The organism is Paenibacillus sp. MAHUQ-45 (assembly GCF_058133325.1).
Genome location: NZ_JBYUPV010000002.1, coordinates 652,466 through 676,861, shown reverse-complemented (window position 1 = coordinate 676,861; position 24,396 = coordinate 652,466). Strand labels below are relative to the sequence as shown.

Genomic DNA, 24,396 nt, shown 5'->3' with positions numbered 1-24,396 from the left:
CTGTATAATTAATTGACAGCCATAGCCTCCGCCACACAATCCCCTTTGATATACCAAGTTTTGGTGTCGGTAATACGCACTTGCACAAAGGTGCCAATCAGCTCCTGTGATCCTTCAAAATGCACCAGTTTGTTGCTGCGGGTACGACCAGATAGCACGTTGGCATTGTTCTTGCTTTCGCCTTCAACCAGCACCTCGACCACTTCACCCAGCATGCGGTCATTGCTGATGCGACTGTTCTCCTTAATGAGAGCGTTTAGTCGCTGCAAGCGATCGCTCTTAACCTCCATTGGCACATTGTCTTCCATGGCAGCGGCCGGCGTGCCTTCACGCGGAGAATAAATGAAGGTATACGCCATATCATAACCTACCTCGCGCACGAGGGACAGGGTTTCTTCGAATTGTTCATCAGTCTCCCCTGGGAAACCAACAATAATATCAGTAGTCAGCACGGCGCCCGGTACAGCAGCCTTGATCTTTCTGACCAGCTCCAAGTAGACTTCACGGGAATATTTTCGGCTCATTTTCTTCAGCACCGCCGTACTTCCTGATTGGACCGGAAGGTGGATATGCTCCACCAGGTTGCCGCCCTTGCCGAGCACTTCAACCAGTTTATCGTCAAAATCCCGCGGATGGGAGGTCATGAAGCGAATACGTGGAATATCGATCAGACGCATGTCGTCCATAAGATCTCCGAAGGTATAGTCGATATCGGTAAAATCCTTCCCGTATGCGTTCACATTTTGTCCCAGTAGGGTCACTTCTTTGAAGCCTTGACGAGCCAGATCCCGCACCTCGGCAATTACATCCTCCGGACGGCGGCTACGTTCCTTGCCCCGGGTATAAGGCACAATGCAGTAGGTGCAGAACTTGTCGCAGCCATACATGATGTTCACCCAGGCACGCATGCCTTCCCGCTTCTTGGGCAGATTCTCGATAATATCGCCTTCTTTGGACCATACCTCGATCACCAGTTCTTTGCTGAATACCGCTTCCTTAATCAGATGCGGCAGGCGATGGATATTATGCGTTCCAAAAATCATATCTACAAAGCCGTGCTTGGACATAATCCGGTTGACTACGCCCTCCTCCTGCGACATACAACCGCAGACACCCAGCAGTAGATCCGGATTCTCGGTCTTCAGATGCTTGAGATGTCCGAGTTCCCCAAAGACCTTGTCTTCGGCGTTCTCACGAATGGCACAAGTATTGAGCAGAATCAGATCCGCTTTCGTGCGGTCCTCAATACTGCGGTAGCCCATCTGCTCCAGCATACCCTTCATCGTCTCGGTATCATGCTCGTTCATTTGGCAGCCGTAGGTCGTTATATGATAGAACTTGCCCACACCAAAGCCGGACATTTCTTCCGGAATCGCAAATTCATAATGAACCTCGATCTCTTCCTTGCCACGGCGCTTTCCTTCCTTGTAATCAGGCTGGCTGTTAATCTGTACATTTCTGCCCTTGATGCGGTAAGTGGTTTTACCCTCTTCCTCACTGATGAGTTTCGCATCGCTAAAATCAAAGTATTTGGAATAATCCTTGACACTCTTGCCGGATTTTAAGTCCGGTGAGGGTTGACTCCCCTTAGTCATCTTGTCACGTCCTTTATTTAAATGAAGCTTCTTCATAAAGAATGGGTAGATTGCCATAATTCTTTGCTAATAAAAAATTATATCACAAGGAAGTAGTTCATTCCATCCATGCCCCTATTCCCTTTCTATAAAAACCATTTAATAGAATTAATATACTAATTTTGGTTATTTTGCCCATTTCCACTATTTAGTAAGCAACATAGTATGTATGGTGTACAAATTAAAAAACTCAGAGGTGATCTGAATACATGTCTCAGCCTAATATTCCAAATATAACTCCTAACGTGACTCTCACTAGAGACGATGCCGTGAACCTGATTTTATCTTCTATAGCTATGGAAGAACTGGGGATGAGCCACATTCTGAATGCTGAAGGTGAAAAGCTTCAGTATGTGCTCGGAACCCTGCCTGGCCTGACAGGGCCGCCAGCAACCATTGCCGATTTGCTATCTGTTAACCAAAGCGTTCGATCCACACTGGACAGTACAGCGCGCAACCAGATGTTCCTCCAGTCCAAGATGGAAGGAATATTGCAGGCTCCTACTCTTGTAGGACCAACCGGACCGGCTGGACCCACAGGGCCTGCTGGAGGTCCAGTTGGACCCACCGGTTCTGCCGGGCCTACTGGCGCTACCGGACCTGCGGGGCCTACGGGGGCAACTGGACTTGTAGGGCCTACGGGTGCTACGGGCCCGATCGGAGCTGGCTTAAGCGGCATTGTTCCTTTTGACCCATTCCTTGCACCTGGCTATATTCTTAATCAGGTTGTTTCCTACAACGGCAGCACATACATCGTCAACACGGTACCGCCTGTAGGCACACCGGGTACTTCCCCAGACTATACTCTGATCGCTGCCGCCGGCGCAACGGGCGCAACTGGACTACAGGGACCTACGGGTGCAACTGGACCGACAGGCGCTACTGGCCCAACTGGACCTGTAGGGGCTACAGGTGTGGGACTCACGGGCGTAGTAACCTATAATGCCGCGCTCGCTCCAGGGTATCCTGTGGGCCAGGTAGTTAGCTACAACGGCAGCACCTTTATTGTTAACAATGCTCCGCCAGTAGGTCTTCCCGGTGCATCAGCAGACTATACACTGCTTGCCGCACGTGGAGCTACCGGCAGCGCAGGCCCTGTAGGAGCTACCGGAGCTACCGGACCTACAGGTCTCACTGGACCTACGGGTCCGACAGGTGTAGGTTTGACCGGGATCGTCACATACAACGCCGCACTTGCTCCAGGATATCCTGTGGGCCAGGTCGTCACTTACAACGGTGGCACTTATATCGTCACAAGTGCTCCACCAGTGGGTACACCGGACGTCTCCCCTGACTACACCCAGTTAGCAGCACGTGGAGCTACCGGTGTTGCTGGACCCGTTGGACCCACAGGTTCAACCGGTGTTGCTGGACCCATTGGGGCCACAGGTAACCTTGGGCCAACAGGACCCACGGGTGCTACAGGAGCTACCGGTGTTACGGGCACTAGCGTAACGTCCAACTTCGCATTTGTACAAAATGCTTCAGGATCGATCGCTGTACTTCTGGGCTCAGGCAATGCCACATTCCCGGATAACCAGAATATTCCTGCGGGCATCACCATCAACGGTGCAAATGACACCTTGACAATCGCTAATGCTGGTAGCTATTTCATTAGCTACCGAATCAATTTGACAGGTTCTCTGCTTACATCTTCGCGCATCCTGTTGAACGGTGTTGCTGTCGCAGCCACAGCTACGGCTTCCGTTGCCACTACGGTCCTCGCAGCGGAAACAATCACAAACGTTCCTGCCGGGGCCACTATCCAGCTCAATGTAACCTCTACACTCACAGTCGGTCTTCAGGCGCCAGGTGCTACGCTGACCATCATTCGCCTCGTCTAAAAGATTACGGCAAGAATACCTCCAGGGTAGCTATATCTCTGGGGGTATTCTTTTTGTCTGTAAACAAAAGTTCACAGCCTCTCACCAGAACCATGGATCTAAATTCGCTGGTATTAAAGAAAAGCTGCTCCACAGTTGAAGATTCACCCTGTAAACAGCTTCAACTTTTATTCATTATAATCACTGCTCATTTCTTGCGGCCATTCCCAGTTCTTCCAACCAATTGGGGAACAGTTCGTGATTCAGGAACGGCATCGGTAGCTTACGATCTCTGCATCTATTCCTCTGTGCCATCTCTTGAGCATAGGAGCCGCTGTAATAATATCCCATCTGACGAAGCGCCTCCTGTGCAGCTAGACGGTGAAAGGTATTGCTAAATGGAAACTCAAGGATGCTTTTGTTCAACGTAGCAATCCATGACGGAAAGACCTCTGTCTGTGCATCGTCACACATGGCCCTTTCGGACGAAGAACGCTGGATCCGGCAAGCGAATCCGGCCATTTCGGCTTATACCTTAAGGTATGCACAAAAACCCAGAAAGTCACTTTACCGTCCATGATTACTTCACTCTATAAAAAAGGTGTCCAGCAGTGAAAACACTGCCGAACACCTTCTTTTCATCTAAATTTCGTTCCCGCCTACTCCAGCTCCAGGCAAAATCGAATCTCCTCTTGTCTTGCAGTGAAGCCCAGCGACTCATACAATTTCAATGCGGATGGGTTAGTTGTCAGAACCATTAATCGGGCCGAGGACAATCCATGGGACCCAGAATACAGCAGTGCTTGTGTCAGCAAATATTTTGCCACGCCCCGCTTTCGCCATGGCTCACGCACAAACACATCTTCAATGTACGCGTAATCATCCTCACGCCATACCATCAGACTGCCTACGATGGTCTCACCTTCACGAACCACCAGCGCCGTCCACAGGTCGTTACGCTTGTACTCAGCCAGCCTGTCGCTGCCTAGTGGCGTATCGGGCCATATCTCAGCCTCCAGCGTCAAATAATCCTCTTCCTCCTGAGCTGTTGCCATCTGCCAATGCTTCATTTCCAGACCTGCCGGCAGCGTCAGTTCCGAAAGAGGCAATCCCAAATCACGGTTCATACTGAACAGGCTGTTCAGATGGCGAAAGCTATGCCGTTCTTTGAAAAATTGATTATTAGCTTGTTCTTCCGAATCATTACCTACGCACAAGAGCGTTGAATATTCGGTAGGAAGCGTTGCCTTAAGCCCCAAAGCTCTGGCATACAGCAGCTCGTAGAGATGATCCAGCAATTCAAAATCATGTTCCCATTCCGGCACAGCCTTAAGGTTCATATAGATCGAATGGTAGGCTTCCGAAGGACGTCCCGGCGGCACGATGTTAATGATGCTCACCTGTCCCTTGGCGATCATCACACCTTGTCTGAACGCACAGAATACATTGCCCCAGTTCGCCTGATCCCCCACCCACCAAAAGACAGCATGTTCCCTTGCCGTTATAGAGCGGAACAATCCTTCCAGCAGCGGCATATCAGCTTCCTGGAAATTACGGATCTCAACGTCATGCAAAGTATCGGTAGATAAATGACTCAAATAAGTAGCTCCTTTGCCAGTCATGATAAATACTTGAATTCATCATAAACCACTCTGGCCTGCGCAGAAGCATACTCTTTATTTAAAACTAAATTATACCTAAACGCTGCTAGAAAAAACTCCGTTCAGACAGTGTTCGACGTTAATTAATACAAGGTGCTAGTTGATTGCTGAGTGTATGGGAGAATCTCATCTGTTCTGCCTTCTTGTACCTTATTTGGCCAAGCCGGATCACTAATTAGCGCTCTACCCACGGCAACAAGATCAAATTCCTCTCGATCCAGGCGTTCCAGTAGACGCTCTAGATTGTCCTCATCACTCTTCTCCTTATCCGGGATCAGGAAGTCACTATCGAGACCTACGGAGCCTACAGTGATGGTCGGCTTGCCTGTGATCTTTTTGGTCCAGCCCGCCAGGTTCAGCTCGGAGCCTTCGAACTCTGGCAGCCAGAATCGACGTGTCGAGCAGTGGAAAATATCAACACCAGCCTGTACCAACGGGGCCAGGAAGCGCTCAAGCTCCTCCGGCGTATCCACCAGCTTGGCGGAATAATTGCCCGCTTTCCATTGTGAGAAACGCAACACAATCGGGAAATCCGGACCAACCGCGCGGCGGCAAGCCTCAATAACCTCTACCGCAAACGTTGTGCGGCCTACTAGGTCGCCACCGTAGCGGTCAGTACGCTTGTTGGTTCGCTCCCAGAAGAACTGGTCAATCAGATAGCCGTGTGCCCCGTGCAGCTCGATCCCGTCAAAACCAGCTGCTTTAGCGTCGGCAGCAGCTTGAGCAAAGGCAGCTACCAAGCCTTCGATCTCGGCTGTAGTTAGCGGTTCTGTAACCTGCTCTCCGGCCAGGTTCAGGCCTGATGGGCCAACCGGCAGAGCTTCAGGGTTCGGCAGCGCGCCAATCGGGCGTTCCAGGCCGACATGCCAGAGCTGCGGGATGATTTTGCCGCCTGCCTCATGGACTTCAGCAGCAACCTTTGCCCAACCCTTGAGCGCCGCTTCCCCATGGAAATTAGGGATACGCGGACTGCTGACCGCAGACGGATGATTAATCGCTGTTCCTTCGGTGACAATCAGACCGACTCCACCTTCTGCCCGCCGGCGATAGTAAGCCGCTACATCATCACCTGGAACTCCGTCCGGCGAGAATGCTCTAGTCATCGGTGCCATTACAATTCGGTTAGCCAGCTTCAGGTTGCCAGCTGTAACAGGTTCAAACAATAATTTAGTAGTCATAAGTAACCTCCATAATTTAATTTAATGTAATTACTTTTTGTAAGCATATTATCTCGCTATTTAGGACAAATTGCAAATTATCCGTTAATACCCACCGAATTACTATGACAAATAAAGAAAATGCTTGACTTGGCTCGAGTCTTTCGGCTGGCGCTTGTGGGGTCGCTGGCAGATCGCGCCTCGGGGCCGGTCACTTGTGGCTGGTCTCTTGGTGATTATTAGCTAACGGCTGCTTGCTCACTGGTCCTCACTCGTAGCTCGCGACTGCTCACTCATGATCGTCTCTGGTGGCTTTCAGTTGCAGCTGCTCTCTTATGATCGTCGCTGGTGGCTCGCAGTTGCGGCTGATCTCTCATGGTCGTCTCTGGCGGCTCACAGTTGCAACTGATCTCTCATGATCGTCGCTGGTGACTCACAGTTGCGGCTGGTCTCTCATAATTGTCGCTGGTGGCTCGGGGCTCGTCGGATCTGGCGATTCGAAATAACGACCTTTTTGCACCTTAATTAAAGATATAATTAGAATAATAGGAAAATAGATGCAAAAATGCACTCTAATTTCGCAGATATAGCCTCTTTTCAGGCTACGCTGGAAAATTAACATACATTTTTGACCTTAATTCCTTTTTTCTTATGTTTTCATACGAATTAAGGTACATATTTGCCTCTATTTCTTAATTCATCGACCTTCTAGCCCGGGTAACTGTTCACTAGAGCAAAAAGGTTGTCGCAAAAGCGATGAAACGACCGCAATGAAATGATTGCGCTGGCTTTAGCTTGCCCACAATCTACTGAAGCAAGCCGCGGATGACCAAAAAAGCAGAACCGCGATTTCCCAATAACAGGAGAATCGCGGTTCTGTTGGCTCTATGGTTTTGAGTTGTTCTTCTATAAGAACAAACAGTTATCTTTCAAGCAACACTCGAGAGTCCTTGCCAGCGACCACTGATAGCCACTGAGCCTTCTTTTCGCTGTCCACATTCGCCTTTTTACGGCAGACGTAAACTACCGCAGGCGGGAAATTCAACGGAACGAACGTAGTACTCTGGATCTCGAAAAATGGCTTCAAGTCCTTTTGAATCGAATTAAAATAATTGAAGAACACGAACAGCCCATCATCCTTCAGGGAAGCGAAAGCTTGTGACAGCATCTGCTTCCTCTGTTTGCTTCCCATACTCCATAACGGAAGACCGCTCACAATGCAATCCAGCTTCTCCAACCTGCCGTTATGAAGCGCCAAGCGCAGCCGGGAGCTGTCCGGATAATACCGATAGCCAGGAAACCGGAGTTTCAGACGCCGGCGGAGCTCCGGATCTTTCTCAAATAAAAGAACTTGCATAGGCTGCTGTTGTAAAGGCGGCAGATGTTGGGTGACCGCGCCTGTGCCTGCTCCAAGCTCTGCCAGAGAGTTCACCCGTTCCCAGGGAATGGGCTCGAGCAACGCTTGTGCCAACCTGCGCGAACTAGGAAAAACATTCCCTGTCGATAAAGGGGACTGGAGGAATTTATACAGAAACAACAATCGCTCTTTGAGTCCTCTGAACATATGCCGCCTCCTCTCTATGCGTCTTTTTATTAAGTATTACCCTTTGCGTAAATAACATGTCGTTTTGTTAAAAGTTTTCAACTTCTCTGACCTTACGCTTCTTCCACACGATCTCGTAGAGAACCGGAACAACAATCAGCGTAAGCAAGGTGGAAGTGAATAGACCGCCGATCACCGTCACTGCCAAGCCGCCAGAGATCAGACTTGTAGAGGAACCTGATAATGCCAGTGGCATCAGGGCCAGCATTGTCGCCAGTGCGGTCATCAGAATCGGTCTAAGCCGTGTTTTGCAAGCCTCGACAATGGCCTCGGTGATCGGTTGGCCGCTCTTACGATTCTTTTCTACACGGTCAAGCAGAACGACAGCGTTCGTGACAACAATTCCGACCAACATCAGCATGCCTATCATTCCGCTCATGGACAAGGCTTGCCCTGTAATCAACAATGCTCCCAGAGAACCGACCGGAATGAAGATCAGAGAAGACAGGATAATCAGCGGGGTAACCACACCGCCAAAGGTGATGCTCATTACCAGAAACACAAGTCCAACCGCTGCTGCCATTGCAATACCAAGGTTCGTAAAGCCCTCCTTCATCATCGCCATGCCGCCGCCATAGCTGACTTCAACGCTATCAGGCAGGGATAGGGCGGCAATATCCTTTTGCACCTCACGGGTGACAACGGATGTGTTGTCTCCTTTTACAGTCCCCGTAACTTTCGCATAGGTTTTGCCATCATTATGGTTAACTGTAACCAGAGCCTCACGAACTGAGATATCGGCTACATCGCCCAAGGTCTGCATTCCGCCGGACGTAGGCACCGGAATGCTCTTGAGCGCCTCCAGCGAGGTAATTTGCTGACGGTAGGACAGTGTGACCGTTTGTTCCTTGCTGTCCAGTGTATAGGTCCCTGCATGTACAGGCTTGAGCTGTTCTGTTACTGCCTGCATGAGCACATAAGGGCTAACATTCTCATCTATCCCTTTTTGATTGAGGGTAAGCTCCCATTTCGGAGTTACCTCGTTCATATTGTTCGTAACATCCTTGAGATTGCTATTTTGCCCCATCAGATCCTCGACTTGCTTGGAGGCCTTGGACAAATCGTCCATATTATCTGAATAGAGACTGACATCAATATTGATACCGGTAGGCAGACCCTGCTGCTCGCCCGCCTTGACTGACACTGTCGTGCCGGGAATGACTTTCTCCACCAGCGCCGGCAGGTCAGCCTGAGCCTTGTCAATAATAGCCTCCATGTCGGCACTCTTCGCAAATTGCGCCGTCACTGTAGCCTGATTGGCCGCACTGCCTGAGGATCGCATCGGATTACCAGAGGAGCCGCCAATAGCGACCTGGTAATTCGTCACCCCGGCAAGATTTTTGACATAACCCTCTACTTCTTTACTAACCCTATCACCCTGTTCTGTGCCACTTCCCGCTGGAAGCGCCAGCTGTATTGAAGCCGTTGGCACAGAATCTGCCGGTAGAAATGCTACGCCGAGCAAAGGAATGGAGCTAAGCGAGCCAGCAAGAAGTACCAGTGACAGAATCATAACCAGCCACTTGCGTTTCAGCGCAGCGTTAATCAGGCGCTCGTATAGGCCTGTAAGTCTGCTTTCGCTCTTATGCGGCTTTACCTTTTTGAAGAAAGAGGCACCGAGCACTGGAATAAGCATTACAGCGACCAGCAGACTCGCCACAATAGAAATCACGACGGCGAGAGAAAACGGACGGAAGAACTCGCCAATCACGCCGCTCACGAAGCCAAGTGGAGCAAATACCACCACTGTGGCAAGCGTCGAGGAAAGGACTGGGCTGATCACTTCCTTGGTCGCCCGGTAAGTTAATTCCTTGCTCTTCAGCGAAGTGCCTTTCTCTTGACGCCATCTGTAAATATTCTCAATGACCACGATACTATCATCGACTATACGTCCTATGGATACGGCAATCCCACCCAGTGTCATAATATTCAGGGTGTATCCCATTTGATTCATCACTGCGATTGTGGCAAAAATGGAGATTGGCAGTGACAGAATAGAGATAAGCGTTGCCCGTACATTGCGCAGGAACAGGAAGATAATAATGATGCAGAATAATGCCCCGTACAATCCTTCCCGAATCAAAGAATTGACCGATTCCTTGATTTCCTCTCCCTGGTTCGAAATCACATGAGCTTCTATATGATCACTCTTGTAGGAATCCAGCAAATTTTGAACTGCATCGCCTACATCAGCTGTGTTGGCATCCTGGTTCTTGACCACTTCCAGCACCAGACTCGGTTGCCCATTGTAACGTGTAATTTCATCGACTTGTGCAGAGCTGGTTACCGTTGCAATATCGGAAAGCTTGATCACAGCTGGTGTCGTAACCACCTGACCGCCTGGGACTGCGCCTCTCCCTTGTTGCGGCCCAGCTCCGCCAGAAGAACCAGGTCCAGCTGCCATGCCCCCACCTTGTCCACCGGCTGGACCGAGCGGTAAATCCTTGATTTGCTGCAGAGTAGTAGCTGAGCCTGAGAGTCGAATAGGAATCGTGGTCTCACCCTCGGATACATTACCAAGCGGCAACGCATAATTTAAGCCCTGCAAAGCTGTCTGGATGGAGCTCAATGAGATCCCCAGTCTGGAAGCCTTCTCTTTGTCAACGACAATTTGCAATTGGTCCGAAGCTGCTCCTTTCAGTGTCACAGAGCTGACGCCTTCAAGCTTCTGCAAAGCCGGAACTACATCGTCCTCAAGCTTCCGGGTCAATTTCTCAGAGTCATTGCCTGTAGAGAAGATTGCCGCCTGGTAGATCGGCATCGCACCCGCCGAAAGACGCTGCACGCTCACCTTGGCATTCTCTGGTAGCTTCAATTTTGCCAGCGAAGCCTCAATATCCGTAGATAATTTGTCCATGTCGGAACCGAATGGAAACTGGATCGAGATGCTGGACGCATTCTCTGTCGAAGTACTCGTTAAGGAATCATACCCGGCAAAATTCTTCAGGCTATCCTCAATCGGTTTTGTAACCCCTGTCTCCATCTCTTCTGTCGATGCCCCAGGATTAATCGCCTGGATAAACACCGCAGGAAATTCAATATCCGGGAAAGTCTGTTGCTTGATCTGTGTCGCTGAATATGCGCCATAGCCCATAATAAGGGCAAACAGGATCAGCACAGCCACTGAATTTTTCAAACTGATTTTACTTAAAAAGTTCATTCTTCTCTCCTCCTCTATCTGACCACAGTATAAAGCCCGAATTTGTCCTCAATGTGAACTGAGGATTACAATTCGGGCTTGTAGTAGAATTGGGGGAGCTGAACAGAGACCGTAGTTCCTTTTCCCTGAGTGCTGGCGATTTCAATCTGACCCTTATGCAGGTCGACAATTCGTTTGACGATAGATAATCCGAGGCCGCTGCCGCCAACTTTCCGCTCTCTGGATTTATCCACTTTATAGAAGGGTTTGAAAATATGATGGAGTTCATCCTCAGGAATCCCTGATCCGGTATCAGATATCTCCACCTGCACCTGCTCTCCAGTTAAAGAGACTTTAATGTCAATGGTTCCGCCGTTGTTGGTATGTTTAATACTGTTACTTAACAAATTGCTCCATATTTGACTCAAGCGGTCTTCATCCGCTTCTATAGTTACCGGCAGCACATCAAGATTAACTGTCATCTCTTTGCTGGACCACTGCGGCTCCAGCGAAATGACCACTTGACGAAGCTGCTCATCCAGAGAGAATTTTCCCGGGGACAGCTGCATATGCTCATATTCCAGTGTGGAGAGTTGCAGCAAATCACCACTCAGTCTGGACAAGCGGTCGCTCTCGGCTTCGATGATATCCAGCAGTCGCATGCGGGTCTGTTCATCAAGCTGCTTGTATTTAAGCGCCTGCGTGAACCCCTTAATGGATGTCAATGGTGACTGAATTTCATGGGATACATCCGACACGAATTGCTTGCGGCTTTCTTCGAGCATGCCCAGTTCCCGGGCCATAACGTTAAAGCTTTGGGTCAGTTGGCCGATCTCGTCACTGCGCTTGCTGCTGAGACTGACACTGAAATCTCCTTTGGCCATTCTCCGGGTCGCCCGGGTCAAGCGCCGGAGTGGCTGAACAATATACCTGGCGGCAATCAGAATGAACAGACTACCGAAGCCTAGAATGAACAGCAATTGGGATTTCAGGAAGCCGGCGATCATGCCCACTAGCTCGTTGGCCTCAGGTGTGATAAATAATGCGCCAGGAGATCCATTCACAGTCAGTGGAAGGCCAACCGTCATGCCACCCTCACCTTTATTAAATTCACTGCGAAAAACACCCCCATGCAAGACCTCCGAAACATGGGCGGCTTCCAGCTCTAACTGCCTTTGTTTAACGTCACTGCTCACATAAAGCAGTTTCCCCTTGCTATCGTACATATGTACATCATAGCGCGGAAGAGAGGAGATGCCTGTCATTAGGTAATCCAGGTCTCCTCCCTCTGCCTGCTCATAGGCCTTGATCATCATTTTTCCACTGGATATCATATGATCCTGCATCGCATTCTTGATTTGTTCCACATAGATGCGATTTATCAACAGAGATGCTACGAAAATACTCAGGATAACGGCACCTAAAAAGGTTAGTACGACCCGGACATACAGTGACTTAATCATGCATAACCTCCAGCCGGTAACCTACACCTCGCAGCGTAACAATCCGGAAGTCACCGCTATGTGGCTGAAACCGGTCCCGCAGCCGTTTGATATGTGTATCGACGGTTCGCTCATCGCCAAAATACTCATAGCCCCAAATCTGGCGGATCAGCATATCACGTGTGAAGATTTGACCCGGGTAACTTGCCAACTTCCATAACAGCTCGAATTCCTTAAGCGGCAAAGTAGTCAATTGACCGGTATCCTCATGCAGGACATGATATCCCCTCTTGTCTAACGTAATTCTGCCCAGCTTGATGGTATGGGATATGGAAATACCGTATCGTTTCAGCAGCGCCTTGACTCTCATGACCATCTCCATCGGATCAAACGGCTTAACGAGGTAGTCATCGGTGCCCAGTCGAAAACCCTTGATTTTGTCGGCGGGTTCACCTTTGGCTGTAATCATCAGGACCGGTCTGTCACCAGCTTCCCGAACCCGTCTGCACAGTTCCCATCCGTCCATACCGGGCATCATAATATCTATAATTACGAGATCGACATTATGTTTCTCGTAATAACTCCAGGCATCCGCGCCATTGCTTGCCTCTACAATTTCCATGCCTTCATCCTTCAGAAAAAGGCTAACCAGTTCTCGAATATGCGCCTCATCATCGGCCACCATAATTGTTGTCACGCTGTACCACACCTCATCCAGTTGTTTTCCCTGAAAATCATCACTTTAGTATATCGGCCTAATTTGTACTGAAAGTGAACGGAACATTACAACCTAACGATACATTAGGATTTTACATGGAGTAAGGTTGTCATTGCTTCTGCCAGCGCTACTGGAGTAACTTATAGTACCGCGATTATGGAAAAAATTCCTGATGCAGAAATCGCCGAATTATTTATCCTGGGATTCCACGGCATGACCACCGAACTCGTTACGCAGCGCTGCAACCACCTTGCCGGTAAAAGTATCCGTCTCCAGCGAACGGTAACGCATCAGCAGCGACATGGCGATAACCGGTGTAGCCGCCTGAAGATCAAAGGCAGTTTCCAGCGTCCACCGACCTTCACCAGAGGAATGCATCACGCCTTTAATCTCCTCCAGCTTGGCATCTTTGGAGAAAGCGCGTTCCACCAGCTCCATCAGCCAGGAACGGATGACAGAGCCATTATTCCATACCCGAGCCACCTGTTCGAAGTTGAAATCAAATCCGCTTTTCTCCAGAACCTCGAAGCCTTCTCCGATCGCAGCCATCATCCCATATTCAATCCCGTTATGCACCATCTTCAGGAAATGCCCGCTGCCAGATTTGCCTGCATAGAGATATCCATTCTCTACCGAAGTATCCCGGAACAGCGGCTCGACAATCGCCCATGCCTCCGGATCGCCGCCAATCATGTAACAGGCGCCGTTCCGAGCACCTTCCATTCCACCCGATGTTCCAGCATCCATGAAGCTGATTCCATGCTGGTGCAGGGCCTCATAACGGCTAATGGACTGCTTGTAATGGGAGTTCCCCGCTTCAATGACGATATCACCTTGTGATAACAGCGGAGTCAGCTCAGCGATCACATTGTCAACGACCTGATGGGGGACCATGATCCAGAGAATGCGAGGCTTCTCTAATTTGCTCACAAGCTCTGCCAGGCTTGCTGCACCTTCCGCTCCACTCTTGATCATTTCTTCCACAGCTGGTGTATTCAGGTCGAACGCCGCTACCTCATGACCGTGTTCCAACAAATTCAACCCCAGGTTGAAGCCCATTTTTCCAAGTCCGATTAATCCTACCTTCATCAAAATTCCCTCCTGTGTATGATCATGTATGGTCTAAAGCTTACCCAAATTGGTGCATAGAAAAAGAACATCCAGGGGCTTCAAGCCCCTGGACGCGGTTAGAAATTACAGAACACCGGCCGGTACGGATTGAATCCCTTGAACCTCAAGCTCCTCTGTCTCGTCCAGCCACCAGTGGTCGTCACCAAGCAGCTCAGCAGCTGCAGCAGGACCGTGGGAGCCAGCAGCATAGCTGTGCAACTCCAGAAGCCCTTCTTCCATCGCTTCTTGGATCGGCTGCACCCACTGCCAGGACAGCTCCACTTCATCCCAATGGGCAAAGAAGGTGGAGTCACCGCGGAGGGCGTCATAAATGAGGTTCTCGTAAGATTCCGGAATTTCCGGGTTACCGAGCTGATAATTGATGCGGACAGGTTCCAGCTTGCCGGTACGAAGCGGATCTTTGGTGTTGAGCTGCAACGTAATAGCTTCATTCGGACTGATATCAATAATCAGCAGGTTAGGGTCAGTGTTCCCTTTATTCAGATTGTTATAATCATTAAGTGGTTCTTTGAATTCAATGACAATTCGCGTGGACTTTTCTTTCATTCGTTTCCCGGTCCGAATATAGATCGGTACCTCGTTCCACATCGCATCTTCAATCCAAAGGCGGGCAGCAATGTAAGTCTCATTCCGCGAGCTGGAGTCAATTCCCGGTTCCTCCAGATAGCCTGGTACTGGATTGCCCTTGATTTCCCCGGCTGCATATTGTCCCAGAACGACGTTATGCGCAAGGTCCTCTTTTATCAACGGACGAAGAGATTCCATTACATACCGTTTCTTGTTGCTGACATCTTCCGGCGTGCTTCCTTTAGGAAGCTGCATGGCTGTCATCATCAATAGCTGGAGCATGTGATTCTGGAACATATCCCGCAGCGCGCCGGATTTATCGTAATAACCGGCCCGTTCTTCTACCCCAACCGTTTCGCTCGCTGTAATCTGCACATTGGCAATATAACGGTTTTTCCAAAGTGCTCTCAGCACTGGGTTAGAATATTTGAGCACTTCCAGATTCTGCACCATTGGCTTACCTAGGAAGTGGTCAATCCGGAAAATCTCTTCTTCTTTAAATGCTGCCGACAGGCTCTCATTCAGCACTCTCGCTGACGCCAGATCCGTACCGAACGGCTTCTCGATCACCAGGCGCTTCCAGCCCTTCGTCGAGCCAAGTCCACTGGTATTGATGTTCGCCGCAATTTCCCCGAAAAATTCAGGACCGACCGACAGATAAAACATTCGATTCTCAGGAATGCCGAGGGCTTCTTCCCGAGCCTTGACATGTCCCAGCAGCTTCACATAGTCTTCTGGGCGGCCTACGTCGAGCACTGTATATTCAAAAGCCTGAATGAACGTTTGTAGCGCTTCGGAATCCTCTGCTGGTTTCCTTGAGAAGGTTTGAAGGGAATTCAATACCTGTGCTTGAAACGCTTCGTTCGACAGTTCCCGTCTGCCGAGGCCGATTACAGATAAAGGTGGAGAGATCTTACCATCTAAAAACAGGTTATATAAAGCGGGATATATTTTCCGTTTTGCCAAATCTCCGGTAGCGCCAAATAGCACAAAAGTTGATGATTCCACTTTAATTCCTCCTGTTGTTAATAAATATTTATGAGGTTACTATTAATTACTTCTTAACTTTTATATCACACATCATACGACGATAATGTCCATTCGTCAACATCATTTCGACATTTACAGGAGTTATTGTTTTCACTATACTATGTTATAGTAAGAAAGCTATTTATAATAACCACTGAAGGATGAACCCTTATGAATGAAGAGTCAAAGCCACTCCAGGAAAGCGCCGAACTCGCCTACCATATCATAGGTAAGAAGTGGGTCAATCTCATTGTACACGTGCTGATGGAAGGGTCCAAACGGTTCAATGAACTAAATGCCATGGTTCCTGGCCTCAGCAAACGGATGCTGAATGAGCGTCTCAAAGAGCTGGAGGAATCCGGCATTCTGAAGCGTCATGTCATTCCGGATCGGCCTGTCCGCACAGAATACACTTTGACCGAGAAGGGCAAAGAACTCGGCGATGCCTTAGGCCATGTTGAGGCGTGGGGAATAAAATGGCTCTGAGCGCAGACTCCATGCACTTCCTTTTATATGGTTGTTTTTGCATATCTACTAATTATAACTCAAAAGCGCCTTAGAGCAAAACTTAATGGAATCTCTGTGCATATCTTATGAAGAATCTCGGAGCGAGCTCAGAGCCACAATTCAAAAAAGGCGCCCCACAGCCATTATGGCTTGGGACACCTGGCGATTTATCATTCGACACGTTGAACGATCTCTAGCAGCGCTCTCAAATGGTTAAATGAAACTCTGTGCCTGCAATTCTTCTTCTATTCTTGTCGCTCATAGTTCTCCTGTATAGCCCCTCTGATCCTCTTCCAGGCCAACCCACCACCAAACCTCTGCCTCTTCGTTAGAGCGTATTCATAGTTAGAATAATATTAGCTTACTACTAATTAAATGTTATCTTATACCAAATATGTTGATATATCATCCAAAACTCAATGATAGCTCATGATCTATTGAGTCATGCTGCTAATAACTCAGCGTCATTTCCCAAAGATCTATGCGGAATTTATGAATTAGCATTATGAACCTTCCTCTGTCCTAACAGGGATTTATAAATTCATAGCGTTCGTGTCATAAGTTCGCTTTAACTAGTTCTGTACTTTCTCCAGTTCGGCCAGCATCTCCAGCAGCATTATTCCGCTGAGCTGTGAACTTAACTGGATGACCTCACCATTGGCACGATTCCAATCCGTGCCGAACAGCGCCCAGCCGCCGGATTTCCCGTGCGCCCAGAGTAGATCCCCATTGGCGCGGAGGAAATCCGCAGGCGCGCCAAACCCGCGATCGACCTTGCATAGCTCGGCCATGTAGCGGACCAGGATGCCTTTGAACAGCCCGGCATCCCCGCCGCCTTCATCCGGCAAGCCGCCATGCCCGGCTTCCGCAAGCTCCGCCACCGCCGCCTGGAAGGTGCGGCGGGCATCATCCAGATAACCGTCATCACCGGTAATCCGGTACAGCTCTATGGCTGCGCCGATGTACACCCCTTGGTTGTAGGTGAACTTCCAGTCCTTGTCGATGCCACCGTCCCCGGCTCGGTTCATTCCATCCCAGACGAAACCTGTCTCTGCGTCAACCAGGTGCCCTTTTAGCCACGTGTAGATCCGCTGGGCCCAGTTCAAGGCTTCGGCATCGCCGAAGGCCTGATACAGACGAGTCGCTAGAATCACTGCCGGCGCATTGGCGGGCGTGTTCTTATAATCCAGCTGTGATTTTTGCCAGGCAATACCACCGTCCATATGCTCATTCCAACCAGTCAGAATATCCTTCCAGAGGATAAGCACCGTTTCTTTGTAAGTCTCCTGGCCTGTAGCCTGATAAGCCCGTAACCAAGCCAAGGCCATCCATTCCATGTCATCATACAATTCATTGGGCCACACTCCGCCATTACGCTTCAACAGCCCTTGATGCATGGAGGCCAGATGAGCAGCATAACGGTTGTCACCTGTTCGCAGCAGTCCATCCACAAGGACGTCTACAGCATGGGCCATCCACCAGTAGTGAAAAATCGTATTGCATTCCCCATTCGGACAAGGTGTCTCGATGTTGTACATCCCGATGTCATCATTCCAGAATAGCGTATCCAGTGCTTCCTGCGCCTGATCCGCTCGTTCCTCCCACAATTTAAGCTTTAATTGATTCATATGCTTCTCTCCCTGATCACCCGGTTCTTCTCAAGCAGCCCTGCACATCTGACAGCGCTGCTTAAAGCCCCGTCATTTTATCTAAATTGAGATAATTGCTATTGCCCTTGGTACTATCAATTCCAAGCTCAATAGAGTTGTAGCCTGCATTCAGCGGAACGTTTAGCGTCACCGTGTTCCAGGCGGACCAACTGCTTGTACCGTTAAAAATCAAATTACTACGGACCACCGTACCATTCACTTTGACATACCGTCCGGCATCCCCCGCACCTGCAGCGTAACGGAAGCTAATTGTCTGTGTACCGGCACTGTTCTGATTGACGTGGAACACAATTTTCGTATTATCCGTGTTCCAACCCGCTGTATAACCCCGTCCTGAGAAGCCTGGCTGCGAGGATTCATTGTTAATGCCGTAGCGACGGGCGTTCTCAGCCTCATACGTTCCGTTGCCGGCAATCGGTCCGGTGTAATTATCTGGAGGAACCAGTTGCAGAATCGAAGCGCCTGCAGCGGCAGCGATCGACTGGATATATCCGCTTCTGGCAGGCGCAGTCCAGTCGCTGTCAATGATTCCATCAGATGCCCGGCGGTGGTTAAAAGCCTGCGTAGCGTTCTGTTGCAAGAAATTTAAGTAAGCGGCATTCCCTGTTGCCTTCCGCAACTGGTTCAAATTGCGGGCGAATACCATGCGAAAGCCCGGTGAATCATTTTCTCCTTCGTACATAAGCGTATTGGAGAGCGTCATTTTATCAATAACATAGGCTGCAGCGGTATTCGCATCCGTGAGGTAGGACGCATTGCCCGTAGCCTGATTCAAAGCCAGCGCCGCGCCGAGATACGTGCCGTAATTATAAGTAAAGTCCCAGTCTACCACCGTCCCGGAACCAGAACCTTCGACGTGGTCATTAATTTTGCTGCCGGAAACCAATCTGCTCTGAATCCAGCTGTAGATACTCTGCGCTTTTGTCAAATAATCGTTGTTGCCGGTCGCATTCTTCAGCTTGATAGCCGTCATCACCATTGGCGCATTGGTCGCCATGTTCTTCTGCGGTGAAGTGCCGTCCCGCTTCCACCAAATTCCACCGCCATACGTACTGTCCCAATCGCCCCAGATCTGGTCGAACAGGAACGACGCACGGTTTCGATACTCTGCGGTGCCAGTCAGTTCATAAGCCCTCATAGAGGCGAGCGCCCACCAACCGAGATCATCATTAAATTTATTGGTCATCATACCCGGGTATTTCGCATTAAATCCGGCATAAATATCATCAATCATGGCACGGTAGGTGCTGCTGCCAGTCCGCTCATACGCATCCATCACCGTTTCCCACAGCTGGGCCTCCCACCAGAAATCGGTATACAGTCCACCGTCTGGTCCGTGCGCATGCTCAGGATGAATCTGATGGTCGCTGTTGGTATAGAAATATTTCGCTACAGGATCATAAAAGGTATTGATAAAACTATTCATCGCTGCATCAGCATTTGCTGTTGTAAACGCAGCCGCACGTTGTTCTCCCCCAAAGGGTGCAATCAGAAGCACAGCCGCCAAAATCCCTCTAGCGATAGCCGATGCCTTCTTGCCGAACTTTGCCAATTTCCATCATCTCCTATATGAAGTTAGATAAGAAGGCACTTAACCCTTAATACCACTGAAGGCAATTCCCTGCACAAAGTAACGCTGCAATGCAAGGAATAGAACCAGAATCGGAAGAATTGCCACGAGCGCCCCCGCCATCATTGGCCCATAATCGGTCTGGAAATTATATGAGAAAGCTTGTAGCCCCATCTGAATAGTCGCTTTATCAGGATCATTTAGCACAATCATCGGCCACAGGAAGCTATTCCAGCCCGCCTGAAAAGTAAAAATACTCAGGGTAGCCAGCGCCGGCTTTGTCAGTGGCAAATAAATGCGCCAGAAAATCTTGAATTCGCTACAACCCTCAATCCGGGCCATCTCCATCATGTCATTCGGAAGTGTCAGGAAGAACTGCCGCATGAAGAATACTGCGAAGGTCCCTGAAGCGCCCGGCAAAATAATGCCCCAGAAGGAATTCATAATCCCTATGCCCCCGCTGCCAAAAATATCATTCCCGCCCATAAGTGGGATATGGCGCATAACATAGACCGTCGGAATCATGGTGACGATGCCCGGAATCATCATGGCTGCCAGCAGGACACGGAAAATCGGCTTGTTCAGTTTGAACTTCAGTTTCGCAAAAGCATAACCGCTAAGCGATCCGAAAAACAGGTTGGCCAGCACACCCGCTATCGCCAGCACCAGTGAGTTCCAGAAGTAAAGACCAAACGGTACGGTCGTAAACGCCTTCCGGTAATGCTCTAAAGACAGATGTGACGGGAACCACTTGATTGGCATTGAGAAGATTTCATCATCAGGCTTCACCGATGTTAGCACGCTCCAGTAAAATGGCAGGAACATGATAAATGCTATCACGATGCACAAAATGTAATAAAATGTTTTGCTTAATCCCCGCTTCAACGAGGAATTGCTACTGGTATCCATTCCTTTGAGCCCCCTTCTGCTTAGCATGCGTCTACACGATTGGGTCTTCCGACTTCGATATTCGCATATTGATCAGCGAAAAGATGAGAATTGCCATCGCGAGTACAAATGCCTGCGCGGACGCATAGCCCATTTGAAGCTGATTGAAGCCCTGCTGATAGATTAAATAGACAGGCGTTTTGGTCATGTTGGCTGGACCGCCCTGAGTAAGTACGAAAGCCTGGTCGAACAATTGGAGCGCGCTGATGATAGCCATTGTGCTGACCAAGAAGGTTGTCGGCCGAAGCTGCGGCCACGTAATGTACCGGAAGCAATCAAATTTGTTCGCGCCATCCAGCCGCGCTGATTCATATAGATAATCTGGAACACCCTGCAAACCAGCCAGGTAAATGATCATATTAGAGCCGACCGATTGCCACAGCGTCAGCATAATAATCGACAGCATCGCAGTACTTGTCTCAGACAGCCAGGCCGGACCCGTGATCCCCACATAGGACAGTAGACCATTAATGGCTCCGAATTCAGGATGCAACAACCAGATCCATACGGTAGCCGCAGCTACAGCAGAGGTCAGGGTTGGCAGATAATACAACGTACGGAATAACTTAACCCCGCGCCATGCCCGGCTGAGCAGCACTGCCAGCAGCACCGATATCAGGATATTCAGCGGAACGAATATCACCGCATAAAAAAACACGTTCCGAAAGGTTTTCCATAGCAGATCATCATCAATTAGACGCCGATAGTTATCGAGTCCGATCCAATCATTTCGGCTGAGCACATCGTAATTCGTAAAGCTTAAATACAAGGCCATTACAACGGGGATGACCGTAAATACTAAAAACAGCAGCAGTGTCGGCGTAATAAAGAAATATGCTGTTCTAGCCTGATGCCTTTCAATCCTTCTGACGGATGTCACTTGGGTTCCCCCTCTATATTCCATTCAGTAATTTGCCCATGTTCATAAAGTCCGTGTCTCCCAGCGGAGCAGAACAGCTTCAAGTATTTGCAGAAGGGAGGACAAGGCCTCCCCCTGCAGTCTTTGGCATCGGCCATTTTACTTTTTCTTGTGAGACTTTATTTCCTTCGTTTTACTTCACAACCTCGTTATCCTTGAGCATTTTATCGCCCTGTTCCTGTATTTTCTTCAGCGTCTCTTCAATGCTCTGCTTGTTTTGCTGATTGAGCTGGAGGTTTGGCAAGAGTGCATCCGTCTCCATGACCGAGTAACCAGGGTGTTGCGGACGGATCTTCGCGAATTCCAGCGTTTCCATGAATGGCTTCCATTGCGGATCATCCTTGAAGAATGGATCTTCCAGCGATGGTTTGTAGCCCGGCAAATTCAGACTGGTCTTCGCCCACAGCAGTGCGTTGTCCTTATTCGCTGTCCACCATTTGATGAACTCCCATGCCTCATCATGGTGCTTGGAGCCTTCAGGGATGACAAGGCCAAAACCACCCATTACACTACCCTTATCACCATTCGGTCCTGCTGGTGGAGGTACGATGCCGTACTCCAGGTCTTTACCATATTTATTGTAGGTACTCAGCATCCAAGGACCGGAATAGAGCATGGCAACCTTCCCTGTGACAAAAGCATCCTGGCCTTCGCCAAGTCCCAGCTCGAAGCCGACCTTGTACACTTTATCTTTGTTCATCAGGCGGTCCCAGAACTCCAGTACCTTCTTACCTTTATCATTATTAAAGTTGGTCTTCCCCTCTTCGGTCAGCATCTGGCCGCCCGCCTGCTGGAGATACATATTGAACAATCCAAGATCACCCATGGAGAAACCGGCTACTTCAAGCTTGTCGCCTTTCCATTTAGTCAGCTTCGTTGCGGCAGCCTCCAGCTCATCCCATGTCGTTGGAGGCTGAAGTCCGGCTTCCGCCAACAGCTTCTTATTGTAGAAAAGAGCTCGCGCGTCTACTGTGAGCGGCAGGCCGTACAATTTTCCGTCGTTGGTAAGTTCTTTTAAGGATTCACTGTAAAAATCATCTTTTGATATCCCGTCACGCGCCAGATATTCATCCACGGGATGAAGAACATTCTTGGGGGCATAGAGGGAAGTCCGCCAGCGATCCCAGAACAGTATATCCGGCGATCCGCCATTGGTGGCAGCGGTCAGGAACTTCGTAATCATGTCCTGCTGCAATACATATTTAACATGAATTTTATCCTGTGACTTATTAAAAGCATCGACCATCGTCTCGAACTGCTTCTGGCCTTCGCCGCCCCAGTCTCCCCAGAAGGTAAGCTCTGTCTTCTTACCATTGGCTCCACCTTCCCCTTTGCCGACATCCCCTTTCTCAGAAGTTCCGGTACTCCCTCCACAGCCTGCCGAAAGAACAGTAACCATACTGAGTGTAAGCGCCGTAACCAACCATTTCTTCATGTTCTCATCCCCTTTTGTTGTGTAATATAGCTGAAATAAATAGGATTGCGTTCAATAGACTTGTGTAACGGCAAGGTTACAGGATTCCCCTGTCTCCTCAGCTTCTGTTAACAGATATGTCGTAGGTCATTAACAAAAACTCGCAGAACATCATGTTAGCCCAAGAGAACCACGGTCTCGTAAATTGGCCGGGATCATCCACATGAAACCCTTCATGCATAAAGCCGGTTCCAGCATCGGTTCGCTCCAACAAATCCAGCAGCCCCTGCTGTTCTTCAAGGCTTGTCGCTGTCATCCCCTGAATCGCTAATGCAATATGCCAAATATATCGCTCTGGGGTATGCGGACTACCAATTCCAGCTGCGGCACTGCCTTCATAATAATAAGGATTCGCCTTACTTAAGATCAGCTTGCGGGTGTTGAGGTAGACGGGATCATTTGCTTCCGCATAGCCCAGATAAGGAATAGACAACAAGCTAGGCACGTTGGCATCATCCATGAGATTCACATTTCCCAAGCCATCTGCTTCATAGACATACACGTTGCCGAATTCCGGATGCTGAACAATCCCATGTTGTTGAATCCCCTCATCGATCTGCTTCTTAAGCTTGGATGCAGCTGTCTCCAGATCAGCATCACCCAGCACCTCATGGGCAATCTCCTCCACATACCGTAGAGCTACTACTGCGAACATATTGGCCGGTACCAAATAACCGTATTCACAGGCATCATCACTGGGGCGAAAACCTGACCAGGTCATCCCTGTATAAGCAGTGTTACTTCCTCGGCCATCACGTACCAGTGTGTCCGTCGGTGGGCAATTCAACCGCTGGAACCGATAAGCGGAATCGCTTTCATGATTCTGTTCCCTGCTCCACAGTTCCAGTATCCGCCACACCCCTGCTACAAAATTCGGGTTGAACTGCGAAGTTCGTCCTGTATTCTTCCATAACAGATAACTTAATTGAATCGGATAACATAAGGAGTCAATCTCGTATTTCCGCTCCCATATCCAGGGGTTCATCTCTGTTAGATCGTCTTGATGGCCGTGTCCAGCAGCAGTTTCATTAAAAGCATTGGCATACGGATCAAGCTGGATATAGGAGAATTGCCGTTCGACCAACCCTTCGATCATATCTGCGATGTCTTTATCCTTGGAAGCAAGGATCAGATAAGGTCTGACTTGAGCCGCCGAATCGCGCAGCCACATGGCTGGGATATCCCCAGTAATGACAAAAGTGGTGCCATCGGGCTTACGCTTGATCGTCGTATTCCATGTGTTAAGTAGACACTTCTCAAACATCCCTGCCAGTCTGGGGCGATTCCCCAGCTTCTCATGTACGGTGGCTATAAGTTCTTCTATGGCCTGTGGAATTTGTTTGTTTGAGCTCAGCTTAATAACCTCCCTATCGATACTTTAATATAAAGCGATTTCATAAATTA

Annotated in this window: 18 protein-coding genes; 2 read left to right on the top strand and 16 right to left on the bottom strand. The window is 49.3% G+C overall.

Going from position 1 to position 24,396, the window contains the following annotated elements; translation table 11 throughout:
- Window positions 1–8: 8 nt before the first annotated feature.
- Window positions 9–1,595, bottom strand: coding sequence for a tRNA (N6-isopentenyl adenosine(37)-C2)-methylthiotransferase MiaB (gene miaB / locus AC3Y23_RS06830; protein ID WP_379196938.1), 1,587 nt, complete (start codon window positions 1,593–1,595; stop codon window positions 9–11).
- A 248-nt stretch (window positions 1,596–1,843) separates the two neighbouring features.
- Between miaB and AC3Y23_RS06825 the strand changes: the two genes are divergently transcribed.
- Entirely contained in the window at window positions 1,844–3,478 is a 1,635-nt protein-coding gene (locus AC3Y23_RS06825) for an alpha-helical endospore appendage domain-containing protein (RefSeq protein ID WP_379196936.1), read from the top strand.
- A gap of 180 nt (window positions 3,479–3,658) precedes the next feature.
- On the opposite strand, the gene AC3Y23_RS06820 is transcribed toward AC3Y23_RS06825, so the two are convergent.
- The 9 genes from AC3Y23_RS06820 to zwf all read right to left on the bottom strand — a co-directional run bounded on the left by AC3Y23_RS06820 (window position 3,659) and on the right by zwf (window position 15,883).
- Window positions 3,659–3,883 carry a hypothetical protein gene (locus tag AC3Y23_RS06820; protein WP_379196934.1) on the bottom strand — a complete coding sequence of 75 codons (225 nt, stop codon included), beginning with the start codon at window positions 3,881–3,883 and terminating at the stop codon, window positions 3,659–3,661.
- A 233-nt stretch (window positions 3,884–4,116) separates the two neighbouring features.
- Window positions 4,117–5,079: a GNAT family N-acetyltransferase gene (locus AC3Y23_RS06815; RefSeq protein ID WP_379196932.1), complete on the bottom strand. Its 963-nt coding sequence runs from the start codon at window positions 5,077–5,079 to the stop codon at window positions 4,117–4,119.
- Window positions 5,080–5,201: 122 nt separating this feature from the next.
- Window positions 5,202–6,296, bottom strand: a complete 1,095-nt coding sequence (locus AC3Y23_RS06810; RefSeq protein ID WP_379196930.1) for an NADH:flavin oxidoreductase — start codon at window positions 6,294–6,296, stop codon at window positions 5,202–5,204.
- Window positions 6,297–7,197: 901 nt separating this feature from the next.
- Window positions 7,198–7,839, bottom strand: a complete 642-nt coding sequence (locus AC3Y23_RS06805) for a class I SAM-dependent methyltransferase (protein WP_379196928.1) — start codon at window positions 7,837–7,839, stop codon at window positions 7,198–7,200.
- Between the two features lie 67 nt (window positions 7,840–7,906).
- A complete protein-coding gene (locus tag AC3Y23_RS06800; RefSeq protein ID WP_379196926.1) occupies window positions 7,907–11,038 on the bottom strand; it encodes an efflux RND transporter permease subunit in 3,132 nt (1,043 codons plus the stop codon).
- 65 nt (window positions 11,039–11,103) lie between these two features.
- Window positions 11,104–12,480, bottom strand: a complete 1,377-nt coding sequence (locus AC3Y23_RS06795) for a HAMP domain-containing sensor histidine kinase (RefSeq protein ID WP_379196924.1) — start codon at window positions 12,478–12,480, stop codon at window positions 11,104–11,106.
- Entirely contained in the window at window positions 12,473–13,156 is a 684-nt protein-coding gene (locus tag AC3Y23_RS06790; protein ID WP_379196922.1) for a response regulator transcription factor, read from the bottom strand. Before AC3Y23_RS06790 ends, AC3Y23_RS06795 begins: the two co-directional genes overlap by 8 nt.
- A gap of 210 nt (window positions 13,157–13,366) precedes the next feature.
- A complete protein-coding gene (gene gnd / locus AC3Y23_RS06785) occupies window positions 13,367–14,266 on the bottom strand; it encodes a phosphogluconate dehydrogenase (NAD(+)-dependent, decarboxylating) (protein WP_379196920.1) in 900 nt (299 codons plus the stop codon).
- Window positions 14,267–14,371: 105 nt separating this feature from the next.
- Window positions 14,372–15,883: a glucose-6-phosphate dehydrogenase gene (gene zwf / locus AC3Y23_RS06780; protein WP_379196918.1), complete on the bottom strand. Its 1,512-nt coding sequence runs from the start codon at window positions 15,881–15,883 to the stop codon at window positions 14,372–14,374.
- Between the two features lie 192 nt (window positions 15,884–16,075).
- Here zwf and AC3Y23_RS06775 point away from each other — a divergent pair, with 192 nt between their 5' ends.
- Entirely contained in the window at window positions 16,076–16,390 is a 315-nt protein-coding gene (locus AC3Y23_RS06775; RefSeq protein WP_379196916.1) for a winged helix-turn-helix transcriptional regulator, read from the top strand.
- Window positions 16,391–16,983: 593 nt separating this feature from the next.
- Here the strand turns inward: AC3Y23_RS06775 and AC3Y23_RS06770 are convergent.
- From AC3Y23_RS06770 to AC3Y23_RS06745, 6 genes are all read right to left on the bottom strand, one after another.
- Entirely contained in the window at window positions 16,984–18,039 is a 1,056-nt protein-coding gene (locus tag AC3Y23_RS06770; RefSeq protein WP_379196914.1) for a glycoside hydrolase family 76 protein, read from the bottom strand.
- Between the two features lie 61 nt (window positions 18,040–18,100).
- Entirely contained in the window at window positions 18,101–19,633 is a 1,533-nt protein-coding gene (locus AC3Y23_RS06765) for a glycoside hydrolase family 76 protein (protein ID WP_379196912.1), read from the bottom strand.
- 39 nt (window positions 19,634–19,672) lie between these two features.
- Window positions 19,673–20,560 carry a carbohydrate ABC transporter permease gene (locus AC3Y23_RS06760; RefSeq protein ID WP_379196910.1) on the bottom strand — a complete coding sequence of 296 codons (888 nt, stop codon included), beginning with the start codon at window positions 20,558–20,560 and terminating at the stop codon, window positions 19,673–19,675.
- A 31-nt stretch (window positions 20,561–20,591) separates the two neighbouring features.
- Window positions 20,592–21,479: a carbohydrate ABC transporter permease gene (locus AC3Y23_RS06755; RefSeq protein ID WP_379196908.1), complete on the bottom strand. Its 888-nt coding sequence runs from the start codon at window positions 21,477–21,479 to the stop codon at window positions 20,592–20,594.
- Between the two features lie 172 nt (window positions 21,480–21,651).
- The gene (locus AC3Y23_RS06750) at window positions 21,652–22,953 is read right to left on the bottom strand and encodes an ABC transporter substrate-binding protein (protein WP_379196906.1); all 1,302 of its coding nucleotides are present in this window, start codon (window positions 22,951–22,953) and stop codon (window positions 21,652–21,654) included.
- Between the two features lie 97 nt (window positions 22,954–23,050).
- Window positions 23,051–24,346, bottom strand: a complete 1,296-nt coding sequence (locus tag AC3Y23_RS06745; RefSeq protein ID WP_379197160.1) for a glycoside hydrolase family 125 protein — start codon at window positions 24,344–24,346, stop codon at window positions 23,051–23,053.
- Window positions 24,347–24,396: the final 50 nt, after the last annotated feature.

Bases quoted from the DNA above. Each gene is read 5' to 3' on its own strand.
- miaB (WP_379196938.1), bottom strand. From the start codon at position 1,595: ATGACTAAGGGGAGTCAACCCTCACCGGACTTAAAATCCGGCAAGAGT.
- AC3Y23_RS06750 (WP_379196906.1), bottom strand. From the start codon at position 22,953: ATGAAGAAATGGTTGGTTACGGCGCTTACACTCAGTATGGTTACTGTT.
- AC3Y23_RS06800 (WP_379196926.1), bottom strand. From the start codon at position 11,038: ATGAACTTTTTAAGTAAAATCAGTTTGAAAAATTCAGTGGCTGTGCTG.
- AC3Y23_RS06775 (WP_379196916.1), top strand. From the start codon at position 16,076: ATGAATGAAGAGTCAAAGCCACTCCAGGAAAGCGCCGAACTCGCCTAC.
- AC3Y23_RS06810 (WP_379196930.1), bottom strand. From the start codon at position 6,296: ATGACTACTAAATTATTGTTTGAACCTGTTACAGCTGGCAACCTGAAG.
- gnd (WP_379196920.1), bottom strand. From the start codon at position 14,266: ATGAAGGTAGGATTAATCGGACTTGGAAAAATGGGCTTCAACCTGGGG.
- AC3Y23_RS06815 (WP_379196932.1), bottom strand. From the start codon at position 5,079: ATGACTGGCAAAGGAGCTACTTATTTGAGTCATTTATCTACCGATACT.
- AC3Y23_RS06760 (WP_379196910.1), bottom strand. From the start codon at position 20,560: ATGGATACCAGTAGCAATTCCTCGTTGAAGCGGGGATTAAGCAAAACA.
- AC3Y23_RS06805 (WP_379196928.1), bottom strand. From the start codon at position 7,839: ATGTTCAGAGGACTCAAAGAGCGATTGTTGTTTCTGTATAAATTCCTC.
- AC3Y23_RS06770 (WP_379196914.1), bottom strand. From the start codon at position 18,039: ATGAATCAATTAAAGCTTAAATTGTGGGAGGAACGAGCGGATCAGGCG.
- AC3Y23_RS06795 (WP_379196924.1), bottom strand. From the start codon at position 12,480: ATGATTAAGTCACTGTATGTCCGGGTCGTACTAACCTTTTTAGGTGCC.
- AC3Y23_RS06825 (WP_379196936.1), top strand. From the start codon at position 1,844: ATGTCTCAGCCTAATATTCCAAATATAACTCCTAACGTGACTCTCACT.